This window comes from Bacillus vallismortis (assembly GCF_004116955.1).
Lineage (GTDB): Bacteria > Bacillota > Bacilli > Bacillales > Bacillaceae > Bacillus > Bacillus vallismortis.
Genome location: NZ_CP026362.1, coordinates 1,643,319 through 1,657,443 on the forward strand (window position 1 = coordinate 1,643,319; position 14,125 = coordinate 1,657,443).

General features: G+C 36.2%; 19 protein-coding genes. All 19 read left to right on the plus strand.

The window, feature by feature from the left end:
* Nucleotides 1-157: 157 nt before the first annotated feature.
* Nucleotides 158-1,078: a hypothetical protein gene (locus BV11031_RS09020; RefSeq protein WP_010328103.1), complete on the plus strand. Its 921-nt coding sequence runs from the start codon at nucleotides 158-160 to the stop codon at nucleotides 1,076-1,078.
* The gene (locus BV11031_RS09025; RefSeq protein WP_129550741.1) at nucleotides 1,065-2,834 is read left to right on the plus strand and encodes a terminase large subunit domain-containing protein; all 1,770 of its coding nucleotides are present in this window, start codon (nucleotides 1,065-1,067) and stop codon (nucleotides 2,832-2,834) included. Before BV11031_RS09020 ends, BV11031_RS09025 begins: the two co-directional genes overlap by 14 nt.
* 54 nt (nucleotides 2,835-2,888) lie before the next feature.
* Entirely contained in the window at nucleotides 2,889-4,409 is a 1,521-nt protein-coding gene (locus tag BV11031_RS09030; protein WP_010328106.1) for a hypothetical protein, read from the plus strand.
* 30 nt (nucleotides 4,410-4,439) lie between these two features.
* The gene (locus BV11031_RS09035; RefSeq protein ID WP_010328107.1) at nucleotides 4,440-5,876 is read left to right on the plus strand and encodes a DUF8531 domain-containing protein; all 1,437 of its coding nucleotides are present in this window, start codon (nucleotides 4,440-4,442) and stop codon (nucleotides 5,874-5,876) included.
* A 24-nt stretch (nucleotides 5,877-5,900) separates the two neighbouring features.
* Entirely contained in the window at nucleotides 5,901-6,437 is a 537-nt protein-coding gene (locus BV11031_RS09040) for a hypothetical protein (protein WP_010328108.1), read from the plus strand.
* Nucleotides 6,438-6,475: 38 nt separating this feature from the next.
* A complete protein-coding gene (locus BV11031_RS09045; RefSeq protein ID WP_010328109.1) occupies nucleotides 6,476-7,492 on the plus strand; it encodes a hypothetical protein in 1,017 nt (338 codons plus the stop codon).
* Between the two features lie 35 nt (nucleotides 7,493-7,527).
* Nucleotides 7,528-7,998, plus strand: a complete 471-nt coding sequence (locus tag BV11031_RS09050) for a hypothetical protein (protein ID WP_010328110.1) — start codon at nucleotides 7,528-7,530, stop codon at nucleotides 7,996-7,998.
* A 14-nt stretch (nucleotides 7,999-8,012) separates the two neighbouring features.
* Nucleotides 8,013-8,408: a hypothetical protein gene (locus BV11031_RS09055; RefSeq protein ID WP_010328111.1), complete on the plus strand. Its 396-nt coding sequence runs from the start codon at nucleotides 8,013-8,015 to the stop codon at nucleotides 8,406-8,408.
* Nucleotides 8,405-8,659 (plus strand): hypothetical protein, encoded by a 255-nt coding sequence (locus tag BV11031_RS09060; protein ID WP_129550742.1) that lies wholly within the window; start codon nucleotides 8,405-8,407, stop codon nucleotides 8,657-8,659. The genes BV11031_RS09055 and BV11031_RS09060 overlap by 4 nt, the downstream gene beginning before the upstream one ends.
* Complete coding sequence (locus BV11031_RS09065; protein ID WP_010328113.1) at nucleotides 8,643-9,293, plus strand: hypothetical protein; 651 nt, start codon at nucleotides 8,643-8,645, stop codon at nucleotides 9,291-9,293. The genes BV11031_RS09060 and BV11031_RS09065 overlap by 17 nt, the downstream gene beginning before the upstream one ends.
* Nucleotides 9,290-9,796 carry a hypothetical protein gene (locus BV11031_RS09070; RefSeq protein WP_010328114.1) on the plus strand — a complete coding sequence of 169 codons (507 nt, stop codon included), beginning with the start codon at nucleotides 9,290-9,292 and terminating at the stop codon, nucleotides 9,794-9,796. Before BV11031_RS09065 ends, BV11031_RS09070 begins: the two co-directional genes overlap by 4 nt.
* Nucleotides 9,793-10,521, plus strand: coding sequence for a hypothetical protein (locus BV11031_RS09075; RefSeq protein ID WP_010328116.1), 729 nt, complete (start codon nucleotides 9,793-9,795; stop codon nucleotides 10,519-10,521). Before BV11031_RS09070 ends, BV11031_RS09075 begins: the two co-directional genes overlap by 4 nt.
* A 35-nt stretch (nucleotides 10,522-10,556) precedes the next feature.
* Nucleotides 10,557-11,351, plus strand: coding sequence for a hypothetical protein (locus BV11031_RS09080; protein WP_010328117.1), 795 nt, complete (start codon nucleotides 10,557-10,559; stop codon nucleotides 11,349-11,351).
* Between the two features lie 17 nt (nucleotides 11,352-11,368).
* A complete protein-coding gene (locus BV11031_RS09085; protein ID WP_082246282.1) occupies nucleotides 11,369-11,980 on the plus strand; it encodes a hypothetical protein in 612 nt (203 codons plus the stop codon).
* Nucleotides 11,980-12,207, plus strand: a complete 228-nt coding sequence (locus tag BV11031_RS09090) for a hypothetical protein (RefSeq protein WP_010328119.1) — start codon at nucleotides 11,980-11,982, stop codon at nucleotides 12,205-12,207. Before BV11031_RS09085 ends, BV11031_RS09090 begins: the two co-directional genes overlap by 1 nt.
* A gap of 63 nt (nucleotides 12,208-12,270) precedes the next feature.
* Nucleotides 12,271-12,627 (plus strand): hypothetical protein, encoded by a 357-nt coding sequence (locus tag BV11031_RS09095; protein WP_010328120.1) that lies wholly within the window; start codon nucleotides 12,271-12,273, stop codon nucleotides 12,625-12,627.
* Between the two features lies 1 nt (nucleotide 12,628).
* Nucleotides 12,629-13,552 carry a hypothetical protein gene (locus BV11031_RS09100; RefSeq protein ID WP_010328121.1) on the plus strand — a complete coding sequence of 308 codons (924 nt, stop codon included), beginning with the start codon at nucleotides 12,629-12,631 and terminating at the stop codon, nucleotides 13,550-13,552.
* A gap of 11 nt (nucleotides 13,553-13,563) precedes the next feature.
* Nucleotides 13,564-13,878 (plus strand): YomQ N-terminal domain-containing protein, encoded by a 315-nt coding sequence (locus BV11031_RS09105; RefSeq protein WP_010328122.1) that lies wholly within the window; start codon nucleotides 13,564-13,566, stop codon nucleotides 13,876-13,878.
* Complete coding sequence (locus tag BV11031_RS09110) at nucleotides 13,875-14,045, plus strand: XkdX family protein (protein ID WP_010328123.1); 171 nt, start codon at nucleotides 13,875-13,877, stop codon at nucleotides 14,043-14,045. Before BV11031_RS09105 ends, BV11031_RS09110 begins: the two co-directional genes overlap by 4 nt.
* Nucleotides 14,046-14,125 lie beyond the last annotated feature (80 nt).

Consider the following 14,125-nt stretch of genomic DNA (forward strand, 5'->3'; position numbering starts at 1 on the left):
GGGAGCCTCGATGTAGGCTCCAACTTTGTTTAAAACTTTAATTTTATCCAGATAAGCACTTTTTTAGAACGCCCAGCGATGATTGCAGTACTCCCCTTCCGCTCTATTGCTGGGCGTTTCATAAAATGTGTTTACATCAACTTTATGGAGGTGAAATATGTCTGCAGAGAAAATCAAATGCTCATGCTGCGGCAAAGAACAAAATGCCAATCAATATTATATCTCGGAATCTCCTTTCAATACTGCAACCGGCAAGCTGTCAGTATGTAAAAGCTGTCTCCAAAATGAATTCCAAAAAGACAAAGATAACTTAAAGAATGTTCAAAACATCTTAAGAATGATTGACCGTCCTTTTGTTTACGACTTGTGGGTTTCCGCTGTTAATGAATCAGAGTCCAAGAAAAAATCAGCTGGAAATGTGTTAGGTACGTATATGAAAAATATCGGAATGAAAGATTACAAGTCAAAAAATTGGGCAGACAGTGAGTTTGACTTTGAAGAAGAACAAGAATATACAACACAGCTATTACTAGCTAAAAGTACAGAAGATATATCTAAGGAAGACATAGATGAATTAATGCAATTCTGGGGTCGTGGTCTTGATGTTGAAGATTACATTTGGCTTCAGAATGAGTACATTGACTTCACGAATAGGTATGAATGTGATTCTAAAGGAATGGAACTTCTTATAAATGAAATATGTTTGACTCGGCTAGATATCCGCAAACGGCGTGAAAATGGCGAAAAAGTCGATCAGCAGCAAAAAACTCTTCAAGATTTACTTGGGTCAAGTAATTTAAAACCGGTTCAAGAAACTGGAGCAAGTGGAGTTGAACAAGAGTCTTTTGGCACTCTGATCAAAAAATATGAGAATGAGAAACCTATTCCTGAGCCAGAGCCTAGATGGAAAGATCCTGATAAAATCGGGAAATACATTAAGGTATTTTTCCTTGGGCATCTGTCCCGAATGCTTGGTTTGAAAAATCAATATTCAGAGGAATATTGGGAAGAAATGAATAAGCATACTGTTGAAGAACCTGTTGCAGAAGAAGAGGATCGAGAAAATGACTTCGCATAAAAATTTTACAACAGATCGCAACAAGCACAGTCGAGGAATCAATATTTTTAAAAAGGGAAACAACTTAAAAAAGAAATCAAAATCCGAACGATTAATGGATGGTATCGGCGCATGGACTTCTTTCTATAGAGCAAACCCACATCGTTTTGTAAAAGAATACTTGGGTATTACACTTAAATTGTTCCAGTGTATTTTAATTTACATGATGGTACATAATCATTACTTTATGTATCTAGCCAGTCGTGGGCAGGGTAAAACATGGTTAACCTCTGTATACTGCTGTGTGCAAGCCATACTCTTCCCAGGCACTAAAATAGTTATCGCATCGGGCACAAAAGGACAAGCTCGTGAAGTCATAGAGAAAATTGATGACTTACGTAAAGAATCGCCTAATTTAAGGCGAGAAATAGAAGATTTAAAAACCTCAACGAATGATGCTAAAGTGGAGTTCCATAATGGCAGCTGGATTAAAATCGTAGCCTCAAATGATGGCGCCCGCTCCAAGCGTGCAAACCTCCTTATTGTAGATGAATTCAGAATGGTTGATTTTGAAATCATCAGTAAGGTACTTAGAAAATTCCTGACAGCTCCCCGTTCTCCTAAATATCTCGAAAAAGAAGAATACGCTCACTTAAAAGAACGAAACAAAGAAATTTACTTGTCATCCTGCTGGTATAAGGTTCATTGGTCATTTAACAGATTCATAACTTACTACAATGCCATGATGAAAGGATCCAAATACTTTGTTTGCGGTCTTCCTTACCAGATCGCAATTAAAGAAGGCCTTTTGGATAAAGATCAGGTTAGAGATGAAATGGCTGAAGAAGACTTTGACCCTATTGGTTGGTCAATGGAAATGGAAGCTCTATGGTTTGGTGAATCTGAAAAAGCTTATTATAAATTTGAAGACATTGAAAAGAACCGCAAGCTTGCTTCCCCCCTCTTCCCCCCTGACTATTACAGTCTGATCAAGGATTCCAACTTCAAATATGAAGGCAAGAAACCAGGAGAAATTAGGCTGGTAAGCAATGATATCGCTGGAATGGCCGGTAAGGATAATGACGCAAGTGTTTACACTGTATTCAGACTTATCCCAAACTCCAATGGATATGATCGTCATATTGTATACATGGAGAGCATCGTAGGTGGTCACACAGGAACTCAAGCAACAAGAATTCGACAAATATACGAAGATTATGAATGCGATTATATTGTATTGGATACTCAGAGTATCGGACTAGGTGTGTATGATGCATTATGCCAGCCTTTATATGATAAAGAACGTGCAAAAGAATATGAGCCATTTTCATGTATTAACGATGACAGAATGGCTGAGCGTTGTACTTATCAAAATGCCGAAAAAGTAATTTATAGCATTAAAGGTAATGCACAATTGAACAGTGAAATTGCTGTATTACTCAAAGATGGATTTAAACGAGGGAAAATCAAAATTCCTATCAACGAAAATGAAGGAAAAGAATATCTGAAAAGATTTAAAGGCTATGAAGGGCTATCTCCTGAAGTTAAAGGAAAATTCCTTTCAAGCTATGCTCAGATTACCCTTCTAATAAATGAAATGATCAACTTGGAAGCTGAATATAGCGATAACGGACAAGTTAAGCTTAAAGAGCCAAAGAGTAAACGAAAAGACAGATATAGCTCAGTGGCTTATGGCAACTATATTGCTACCGTATTAGAAAGACAGTTAAACAAACAAACTGAATATGACGTTGAAGATGAACTAGTCTATTTTTAAAAGATATGACGTTGAAGATGAACTAGTCTATTTTTAAAAGAAATGAGGTGAAACATGGTAACCTTAAATAAAGTTGACATTGAGTCTGAAGAGTATAAGCAAATGCTGAATGACTATTCAACTTATACTTCTACATTTGCTTCCGGCTTTATCTCAAATATGTTTTCCAATGGCATTGTTACGGAAATTGAGGCCGAACAATTAAAGAATTATTTTTCTAACCCCGATGAATTTCAAGAAGAAATTGAAGATCTTGCTGAGTATTTTTACATTTCGACTGCAGAGATTCACCAATTGTTTGAATTGATTGAAGCCCTCCCTACCCTCAACTATAAAATTGACTCCTTTAATAAAGTTAAGTCTTCAGATAAGCACATTTCCCTTTTGAATAAATCCTTACATAAGGTCAAACATAAAAGACTTACTAGGGATCTGTTAAAACAGGTAGCTACAGCTGGCACCCTTGTTGGCATATGGCTTGGGGATGCTAAAAACCCCTATCCGTTTATTTTTGATGAAATTAAATATGTATTCCCCTCCTTTAGAAGAAATGGAGACTGGGTATGTGTAGTTGACATGGAGCTGTTCACTAAGTATAAAGATGATCACAGAAATGAGTTGTTAAAAAGCCTCTCCCCTTATATTAAACAAAGCGATTATGAAAACTTCATGAAAGATCGAGAGAAATATCGATTTAAGGAATTGCCACAAGAAAGAACTTTTCCACTACGCACAGGGACGCTAAAAAGAAATCAAGGGTTGGGAACATCTTGGGTTACCCCAGGTCTATATGACGTTCTCCATAAAAAGAAACTTAAAGATGTTGAAAGATCGATTGCAAATAAAATTATTAACGCTGTTGCAGTTCTAACGATTGGAACAGATAAAGGTAATGGCGAATACACAAACATGAAGCTGCCTAAAGCAATTAAACAAAAAATTCACGGTGGAGTTAAAGCAGCTTTAGAGAAGAACCAAAAAGATGGAGTAACTGTAGTATCAATCCCTGACTTTGCTGACATCAACTTTCCAGATGTTAAAGCAGATGGATTAGATGGAGCAAAGTTTGACCATATCAATAGCGACATTCAATCTGCTTACGGCTTATCCGGCTCCCTTTTAAATGGTGATGGGGGTAACTACGCAACATCGTCGTTAAACTTGGATACATTTTATAAGCGTATTGGTGTTTTAATGGAGGATATTGAACAAGAGGTTTATCAAAAGTTATTCAACCTTGTTTTGCCTGCTGCCCAAAAAGACAATTACTATATGAATTACGATAAAGACAAGCCGCTCACTCTTAAAGAAAAAATGGACATTTTAATTAAATTAAACGATAAAGGTTGGTCTATTAAGCACGTAGTTGATAATTTGGCAGGAGTGTCTTGGGAAAGCTACCTTGAACAAACTCTATATGAAACTGAAGAGCTGAAACTCCAAGAAAAAATTAGACCTTATCAAACTTCATATACCTTCACTGGGAATGAAGCAGGCCGTCCAAATAACGGAAATAAAAACAACGACAACACAGTGAAGTCAGCTACATCCAACGGTAATGACAATCCTATTTAAAACTTCACTTTTGAAGGGAGGTGAAATTATTTGACAAAGAAGCAAAAGAAAAAACTATGCCAACTTCAATTGAATGAGATTAAAACATCAGATGACCCAACAAAGTTGTCATGTAGCTTTGTCATTTTTGATTTCGATGTCTCTCACAATAACGCAGTAATTTCAAAGGATGTTGCTCTTGAGGCTGCTTCAACAATTATTAATAAACCGATTGTTGCAAAATATTACGAGGTTGATGAATTAAATACTTCTACAGATGCATTGGGAACTCATGAAGCTTATCTAGACACAGACAAGCACGGAGAACTTGAAGTAAAAAGAGATACTGCTCCAATTGGTGTCTTTACTTCTGAGGGATACATAACTGAAATTGAAACCCCAGAAGGTAAGAAAGAAGTATTGGCAGCAGATGCAATACTTTGGAGCTCCCGATTTAAAGATGCATGTGAACTTTTACTCGAATGGTATGGTCGAGGCATCAACATTAATACAAGTTGTGAGATCCTTTATTCAAATTACACCATGCAAGATGGTATTGAACACCTACAGTCCCCTATCTATTTCGAAGGTCATGCAATTTTAAATTCAGAGAAACGAGGAGAGCATGACATTGTCCTCCCCGCTTATGATTCTTCCAAACTTCTTAGCTTTAATGAAATTCAACAATTTGAAAGATTAGTTGCTCAAGCAGCTACAAGACAAAATAATGAGGAAGGTGAAAAAATGAATAAGTTTAGAAAAGTGTTTGAATTGTCTCATTCTGACGTTCGAACATTTCTTTATAACCAATTAGATCCAACCCTTGACAAGGAGTCAGCATCTTATATTGCAGATGTATATGATACTTATTTCATCGTAAACGTGTATAGCTGGTCAGATGACAATAGCTATGACAAATACTTTAAGTTCAATTACACAAGAACAGGCGATACTGTTTCAATTGATTTTGACAGTAAAACTGAGGTATTCATGACACGTAACTGGGAGGAAGTTGTTCCTGAACCTATTCAAACACAACTTAACCAAAAAGATGAGCACATTAAAGATTTAACAAAACAAGTAAATCAAATCAATAAGAATAAGGCAGATATTGAACAGCAATTCAACACTGCCAGTGAAAAGCTTGTGCAATTAAATTCTGAAGTGGAACAATTGAAGCCTTACAAAGAAAAACACGAGAAAACTTTATTAGAGCAAAAACTAAATGAGAAAAATGAATTCTATAGAGCGAAATTTGAAGCTTTAAATGCTGAGGAAAAATTCAGTACAGAAGAAGTACAAAACCTTATCCATGCTTCGGTTAAACAAGATGAAGAAGGAGAAAAAGCTGTATTACAACTTAACACAATGTTAGTTGATTTAGTTAGTGTTCCTACTGAAACAAATACAACCATTAGAGAATTTTCAAGTAAACGGGAAAATTTAATCCCTAACGATGACTCTTTTGAATCACGCTTTTCACAATAAATTTTAAACTTGGAGGAATAAAATATGGCTACAAGATTACAAAAAGCCCTTACTGAAGTAGGTAATCATACTACTGGAAACTTGAATTCTTTAAAAATCAAAACAGTTGCTCACGGTGCAAAAGTGACTGGTTCAGACATTGATAACTTTATGCTTGTTGAACTTGGTTTTGATGCTGAGGGGAACCGTACAGCTTCGAAACTATCAGATAAAACAAAAAAAGCATATTTAATTGCATCTCCTGAAGCACGCTACCTTGGTGAATCAATGAGAGATTTTTATAACGGTGTAGGAGAACATGCTCGAATTGTTATCCTTGAGCCAGCTTATACCCGTTTTGATGTTTCTGCATTTTCATTTAATACAGGAGTGACTGAGGTTAAACAAGGTCAAGTAGCTCACTTTGATATTGCTACTCAAAAGTATATTCTCAGTGATCCTGCTTCACCTCATGAGGATTATGCTGATTCTTCTGCTAAGTTCCTCGTTGTAAATAATGAAGATGACCTTGTTTACACAATGGGACAAAAACTTGTTCGCCTTGAAGTAATCGAGGCCTAATACATAACAAATAAATTTCAATAAAAGGAGTATTTTAAATGAATTTAGATACTGTGAAAATCAAAGGCTTGTTTAGCCGTGTATTAAATAACAAAATGGACGGTACAGACCAAGCTGATATCCAAACTTACATTAAGAAAGTGTTTGGTGATGGCGGTACTACACCTGACCCTTCCATGCTCCATCAATTTAATAACCTTGTCGTTGAACAAGCAGATGAAATTGCGAAACCAAAAGTAACACAGCTCCTCTCCCTTTTGGCCAATGTCCAACAAGAAAAACGAGGCAATATTAAAGAAATTAAAATTCCGAAAAAGAATAAGGCAAAAGTCATTTGGTCTGCTACAGGCTCTGGTGTTGATTTAGTTCGTGTTGAAGGACAAGAAACAGTTCCTGCTGTTCCGAAAACTATGTCAACTGGTTTCTATTATGAACCACTAGATCTTGTAACAGATTCAATTGTTTACTTCAATAAATTGGTGAATGATATTGCAGATGCTAAAGTCCGTTTGTACCTCGATAAAATTCATCAATTAACTGCAAGCGCAATTACAGCTGGTAAAATTCCTGCAAAAAATGTTCAAACAGGCTCAAACCTTACTCTTCAACAATACAACAAAGTAGCTTCCGTGCTTCAACGTTATGGTGGAAAACCTATCTTCGTAGCTGATACCCTTCTTATCGACTACTTCGCATTCCAACAAGGAACAGACTCCACGTTTAAGAACTTCTTAACAGAAGAAGTAAAAGGAGAACTCCTTACTGCCCTAAATCCAACTACAATCGGCAGAACAACTGCTGTTAACCTCACTAACCCATTTACTGATGATACAAATAGTAAAGTCGAACTTCCTGTCAACAAAGGATATATGTTTGCCGGCGGCGTTTCTCAAAAACCATTTTCTGTTGTTGAGTATGGCGGACTACGTCAATTGACTGAACAAGACATTGAAGATGAAAGAATCAAAATGAAAATTGTTCAAGATGCTTCTGTTAACCTTCTTTTTGGAGAAGCAATCGGAATTATTGAAGAACAAGCTGCAGTATCTATCTAAATCAAAATATGAGGATTTTTTAGGAGGATATAAATTTGACTGAAAAAATTAAGTTAGCACGATACAGAAGTACATCTTATTTTGTAGGGTATACCGGAGATGGTGGGCATAAACAATACACTTGGGCTGGAAGTAAAAATGGGAAGGCCGATATTAAAGAAGTTCCCAAAGAAGTTGTTGAATGGCTCACAATGAACAGCGTTTGTTTCGATAAAGGTGAATTAGTTATTATTGAAGATAATGATACAACCAAAGAAATTAAAGATTCTATTGTTGAGTCGGAGGCTTATGAAAATAACATCCACACCAAAGAACAAATTGAAAAGATGATTAAATCGGGAAATATTGCTCAACTAAAAAATAAGCTCGATAAAATCACAGTGGATTCTGAGAAGCAATTTATTATTGACGTTGCTTCAGAATTTAGCGATGACATTGCTGCAGGCAAATTAAAAGTTTTGGCTGATTGGATGGGAGTCGCTGATCCTTCCCTTCTCTTTGACTAAGAGGAGGGATTTTTATGACATCTTATGATCAAATATGGGAAACCTTTTTAAATAACTGTGAAACATCTGATTTTGATGTTCCTCAAGAAGAAGAGGACATTTATAAATCAATTCGAAATGCGATCCTTCATTTCAATAACCGGCTTAGAGACAATTTAAAAGCTGATAATTCAACTGAAACTGTTAATCGAGAATTATCTGAGGATGATCTTCTTATTCTTGCACACTTCTTGAGATACATCTTTTTGTTAAATAAAAAGACCTTGTTTGAGAATACGTGGCAGCCCTTCACTAATGACGTGGGGATCAAGAACTTTGGCACACAACTCAATTCTCTTAAACAAAGTGTAATAGATCAGAAAAACGAAATTGAACGTTTGATATTGAATGCTGCGGTGGATTATCTATGAGTACAATTAAAGTTAAATCTGCAAATAAAGATGGACAAATAAAGCTTGAGGACTTAGATGTTTTTTGCAATAAACTGTGTAAGAGAAACAATTCAGTCCTTTTCAAATTGGAGAAATACCTTAATAAAAAGCTGCTAAGTGATCCTGAACTCACAGAAATCAGGGACATTATTTTAACAGTAAGTGGTGAATTAAGCAGACTTAGGGATAACTTAGTAACAGACGGTGATTCGAATGAAGGACTACAGTAATTACCACAAGGTTAACATTAATAATAAACTTCTTCATGATGGTAAGCTTATTTTCCAACAAGGCCTTAAGGGGTTTGAATCTGAAAAAGTCACAATTGATGGAATCGAAAAAACAGTAATGATCACCTCTAAGTACTCTAGTGGCGATGGTTCTGCAAGATATATATTAGGTGAAATTGCTGACATTTATCGTGGCGGAGTTGTTAAGTTTAATGATGAAACATGGCTCATCACCTCCCACCCTCTCAGTAATAAGATTTACAAAAAGGCTGAGATAAAAATATGTGGAACATCATTTTTTCTTACTTCAGAAGACAAGCTAATCGATACTGGCAAAATTAACGAAATCACAGGTAAGCCAATTTATGAAAAAGTACCTGGTGAAAAAACTGAAGTCCCCTGCATATTCGAAAGGACAACTTCAATAAATGGAACTGAATTGGCTGTAAATCTTCCAGATGGTCAAGCAAACATTACAATTCCTTATCTTGTTCATGAAAAATTGAAAATTGGACTTACTCTCACCTTCTTTGGCGAAGATTATCAAGTCGATGATATAGACTTTTCTAAAGTTTATGGAGACCATGGAACAATAAAATTGGTAGCCAAAAAGAAAGTTGGTGAAAAGACATGAGCATGACTGTTGAACAGATGACAAAAATCTTCAGATTAGTTATGGATGATGTTGAACTGAATCGGCTCTTGTATTACAAAACTGATCCTCTCTCCCCTTTTCATCCAGATGTTCAATCACTCGAAAATTATTATGTCTCCACAAATGACTCTCCCGCTATAATCAATACCATATTCAAGCGAGCACCTAAAACAGATGATCTATCAGATTCACCATTATGTAGAATGTGTGTTTATTTAGGGAATGCGCTGCCCAAGCCGACAAATCAAAGCGCTATGCTTCTGGATCAAGACTTGATGATTGATGTTTTCACCCATATTAACACCTTTGAAGAAACTGAATTTAGAAATCTTAAGATTAATGACAGAATTAATAAACTCTTGTTCAATCAGAATTTTGCTGGTATTGGTAAAACAAACTCTTATAAAAGACTGTTAATCACTAATCCACCTGACGGTTACCTCGGATATAAATTAATATATACCTTTGGGGCGATGAAATGATTGATAGTGAATTCTTTATAACCGGTGAACCAATCCCTACTGAATTTGGCGATTGTCGATTTATAAAAGTTAAGGAATATGCACTTTTAACTCCGTACCTCAGCTGGTTTAAGATGTCTAAGAAAGAGATTATTTATACTTACAGCAAAAAGGAAAATAATCAATTTGGCCAATTAGATGGTCTTATTGCCGAACTTAAAAAACTGTCTTTATTTGAAATTACAAGTATCCTTCCGAATTTTAAAGAAGCGTATGAAGTAATATTTAGTACAGTTTTTAATGGTGTTGAAATTTTAGAGAAACTTACACCGGAAAACTTTGAAGCCCTAAGAGAATTGGTCTTGAGAATGTCTTGTCTAAAAGAGGAAAAAATCAGCTCTAACCCAGAGATCCAGCGAGCTAACGAGCGCAGCAAAAGGGTGAAAAGTCAGGATTCAGATATGGTTGATATGGCAGACATCATGAGCAGTGTTGCTGCTCACACTGGATATTTGTACAAAGATATAAATGAAATGACTCTGTTTCAGTTATACATGACTTACTACAGAGTTGGTCAATTCAAACAGTACGATACCTCCACCCTGTTTGCAACCGTTTCACCTGATGCAGCCAAACACATGGAAAGCTGGGGAAAACATATCGACTTATTTGAAGAAGAAAAACACTATATAAGCAGAGAAAGTTTCATGAAACAAACTAAAGGTTTTGGTAAAGGCAGCTCATAGCTGTCTTTTTTATTATTTAAGGAGGCAACAATTAGATGAAAACAGTTATTCAAGATACAGCTGACGTTTATTTTAAACGAAAATCTGACGGTAAGCTTGTATTCACAGCCGAGGCACAAACAGCATCATTCTCCCAAGCAATCTCCGAAGAAAAACTCAGAGGTGGAATCGGAAATAAACCACTTTACATTCTTAAATCTGAGAAGGAAATTAACCTAACTGTCAAAAATGCTTTCTTTGATTTAGAATGGCTTGCAATGACACAGGGTGAAACAATTCAGGAAGAAACAAAAGTAAAGGTTTTCGATAGAGAACATGGACTGATTGTAGATGATACAAACAAAGTTACTCTAAAAGGAAAACCTGTAAGCGATGTTACTTTCTATAACAAAAAAGGTTTAACATATAAGATTGCTGTTTCAACTGATGGCACATATACAATTCCAACAGCATTTGCGGCTGCTAAAGACAAACTAACAGCTGTGTATCAAATTGAAAAAGTCGGTAGACGTTTAGCCATTAAAGCCAGCAAGTTCTCAGAACGATATGAAGTTGAATATCGCACCATTGCTTATAACCCTGATACAGAAGAAGTTTACAGTGACATCTATATCCAGTTCCCTAATGTTTCTCCTTCAGGGGAATTTGAAATGTCATTAGAAAATGGAAATGCTTTAGCACCTGAAATTAAGTTTGAAGCGTTAGCAGATACAGATACAGACGAAATGGCTGTAGTAATCGAAGCAAGTAGAGATGAAAATACCGCAGCTCCGGTTGAGGATACAACAGGTTCAACTCAAAGCTCAGATCTTGGCGGAACAACTGAATAATTAAGGAGGCGTTTATTATTGCTTTTTTAAACCAGGACGGTGATAAATACACCTCTGCAAAAGATGATGGGACAGGTAATCCCATAACAGCTGTATCAATTGAACGTTCCACTGTCCCCTTGGAGGTTGGTCTCAATAATGACCAGCCTCTTAATGTTAATGTGGCCAACACTGCACTTGATGTAAATATAACTAATACGGCTTCTGTCCCTGTTTTGGTTAAAAACACTGCAGCAATTAAAACCCAAGTTCAAAAATCCTATTCTGAATTTGTTGTTACTGATGCTGATACCGTAGCTACAGGTGCAACTAAGTCTTATACAGTTGATCTAATCGATTCACTTGGTGTTTTCAGAACTTACGGTGTTGCTATGTACACAACTCAAACAGACAGCTCAAACAGCAAAGTTTTAGCAAGTATTTATTCCGTACCGAAAAACATCCCATATTATTCTGCAACTACATCAGGTAATGATAGTTCTGTTCTTTTTAACAGCATTGCCTTTGTTCAGAACTATCCTTTGCAAAAACAATTAACTTTCACTGCTCCAAAAATATATCTGACAGTTAAAGCAGCCGGCACAGTTGATCTAACTGGGTTAAAAATCGTTGTTTGGGGGATGGAATAATGACATTTGATGAAGTATGTGGTCTGTTCAAACAATTTGATGGTTTGGAACAAAAATTCCTAGTGCTATCAGATGGATCCTATATCAGTGTTGATGATTTCAAGCAACGCTTTGAAGGCGACTTCAATGAGTACGAACCTTTAAGTTCGCTTGAGTCATCCCCTTCTTCTACCCCAGCTTGGGAAGGTATATGGAAAAAGCTACAAGAGGATGGGCTTTTTGAATAAGTCCTCCCCTCTTGTTTTTCTAGATAAAAGACAGTTTTTATACAAATTAAGGAGGTGGAGTTGTTGACAGAAACGACTGAAAATGTCGTCATAACGATTCCAGACAAAACTTCATTTACTTTTCATGAAGCAACAACTGCCCCGTCTGAAGGTGAAGAATTTGTAGTGGGTCATTTTCAGACACTTACTGTTAAGATCTCTGGTTCCTCTACGTCAAGAGAAATAAAGTTTTATGCAGTTGATGAAAAGGGCGAGAAAACAGCATTATGCGGAGTCAATAGAACTGACTTCCAGCTATCTACAAGCACCTTATCCGCAAATGAGTATTGGGATTTCGATATTAGTGGACTCTTCAAAGTATGTTTTGAGGTGGTTTCAACTAATGGAGACATAACAATCAAAGGAACTGCGGTGAGCTAATTTGAGCAATAGTGAATTCATTGGACAGTTAAAACAGAACAACGTGCAAATTAACAACCTAAAAGAAAATTTTACCCAAACAGAAAAACATATGGTCAACCACGAGAAGAACTTAACTGACCAAATAAACCTCTTCATGGAACAGCAGAACTCTGAATTAAAGACCCACACTGAAAATACTTCGAACCCTCATAATGTCACAAAGAGTCAAGTTGGTCTAGATTTAGTTGACAATGTCCAGCAAGCATCTAAAGGTGACTTTGACACTCACAACACTGACATCAATAGACATGTTACGGCTGATGATAAAACAAAATGGAATAATGCACAGCTGTATAAAATTTCATCTGACTCAGGATCACATAAATTAGGGTTAGCTAATAAGGATATGTTTACTGAGTTAACGAACGCAAGAACATCAACCTTTTATACAAACTCAACTACAACAAATAATCCCAATGGAACTGTCTCATTACGTGGTCTTCAAATTGGTCAAGACGGAATTAGTGAAGTTTTAGGTATGGGTAATGATGGAACGACCTGGAGAAACACACAAAGCAATGGATGGAAAATATGGCGCCGGCTAATTGATACAGCTGACCTTTCATTCACATGGAATACAGCTACATTGCAAAATGGTTGGAAGCATTACAATGGTAGCGCTGACGTGCAATATGGGATTGATTTCTTAGGTAACGTCTATATTAGAGGTGCTACAAAAGATGGTGCAATTAATACAGCTGTTTTTACGCTCCCAAGTGGCTATCGTCCTTCCCAAGCTTTTAACTTTATCTCCTCTAATTCAACAGGCTCCTCTTCCCCTTCTATTGCAAGGATATCAATAGGCACAGACGGGACTGTCACAATTGAAAGTGTTGAAGCTGGAAACTCTTATGTTAGGTTAGATGCTATTTTCCGAGTTTAGGAAGGTGTTAAATGAAAAAATTATATAAATATGATGAAAATTTACTTTGGCTTCCTGGTGAAGAAATCGAAATTAAAGACAATGCTGAGATTCCCGCTGGTTATACAGATATACAACCTGAAAGTGGACTTTTCAAGGCGAAACTTAACGAGGAAACTGGCAAATGGTATGAATCCGCTTCACAGGAATACATTGATACATTATGCAACAACAATACTTCAGTATCCACGGAATTAGAGTTAAACAATCTAGTTGTAGATATTGGGAAGCAATTAACGAAGACCAAGCTAGAACTATTGCAATTGAAAGGAACTAGCTCATCATGAACTTTTGGGTTATAGCGCTAAATCAAGAATGGGCAAATACAGAGGAAGTAAAAATCGCTTATGGATACAATGATATATCTAAAGACGAATTAGCCCTTGGAGTTGAGAAAGGGTTAATTTCAGTGCAAGAATATGAAGCCATAACTAATGAAGACATTCAGCAATAAGGCTACATATTAACAGCTAAAATTCCAGTTGCCTTTCAACTAGGTATTTTTATTATTTCAAGGATATTAAAGGAGGATAA

Coding starts and splice junctions, on each gene's coding strand:
- BV11031_RS09020 (WP_010328103.1), top strand. CDS start 158: ATGTCTGCAGAGAAAATCAAATGCTCATGCTGCGGCAAAGAACAAAAT.
- BV11031_RS09025 (WP_129550741.1), top strand. CDS start 1,065: ATGACTTCGCATAAAAATTTTACAACAGATCGCAACAAGCACAGTCGA.
- BV11031_RS09030 (WP_010328106.1), top strand. CDS start 2,889: ATGGTAACCTTAAATAAAGTTGACATTGAGTCTGAAGAGTATAAGCAA.
- BV11031_RS09040 (WP_010328108.1), top strand. CDS start 5,901: ATGGCTACAAGATTACAAAAAGCCCTTACTGAAGTAGGTAATCATACT.
- BV11031_RS09045 (WP_010328109.1), top strand. CDS start 6,476: ATGAATTTAGATACTGTGAAAATCAAAGGCTTGTTTAGCCGTGTATTA.
- BV11031_RS09055 (WP_010328111.1), top strand. CDS start 8,013: ATGACATCTTATGATCAAATATGGGAAACCTTTTTAAATAACTGTGAA.
- BV11031_RS09060 (WP_129550742.1), top strand. CDS start 8,405: ATGAGTACAATTAAAGTTAAATCTGCAAATAAAGATGGACAAATAAAG.
- BV11031_RS09065 (WP_010328113.1), top strand. CDS start 8,643: ATGAAGGACTACAGTAATTACCACAAGGTTAACATTAATAATAAACTT.
- BV11031_RS09070 (WP_010328114.1), top strand. CDS start 9,290: ATGAGCATGACTGTTGAACAGATGACAAAAATCTTCAGATTAGTTATG.
- BV11031_RS09075 (WP_010328116.1), top strand. CDS start 9,793: ATGATTGATAGTGAATTCTTTATAACCGGTGAACCAATCCCTACTGAA.
- BV11031_RS09080 (WP_010328117.1), top strand. CDS start 10,557: ATGAAAACAGTTATTCAAGATACAGCTGACGTTTATTTTAAACGAAAA.
- BV11031_RS09090 (WP_010328119.1), top strand. CDS start 11,980: ATGACATTTGATGAAGTATGTGGTCTGTTCAAACAATTTGATGGTTTG.
- BV11031_RS09105 (WP_010328122.1), top strand. CDS start 13,564: ATGAAAAAATTATATAAATATGATGAAAATTTACTTTGGCTTCCTGGT.
- BV11031_RS09110 (WP_010328123.1), top strand. CDS start 13,875: ATGAACTTTTGGGTTATAGCGCTAAATCAAGAATGGGCAAATACAGAG.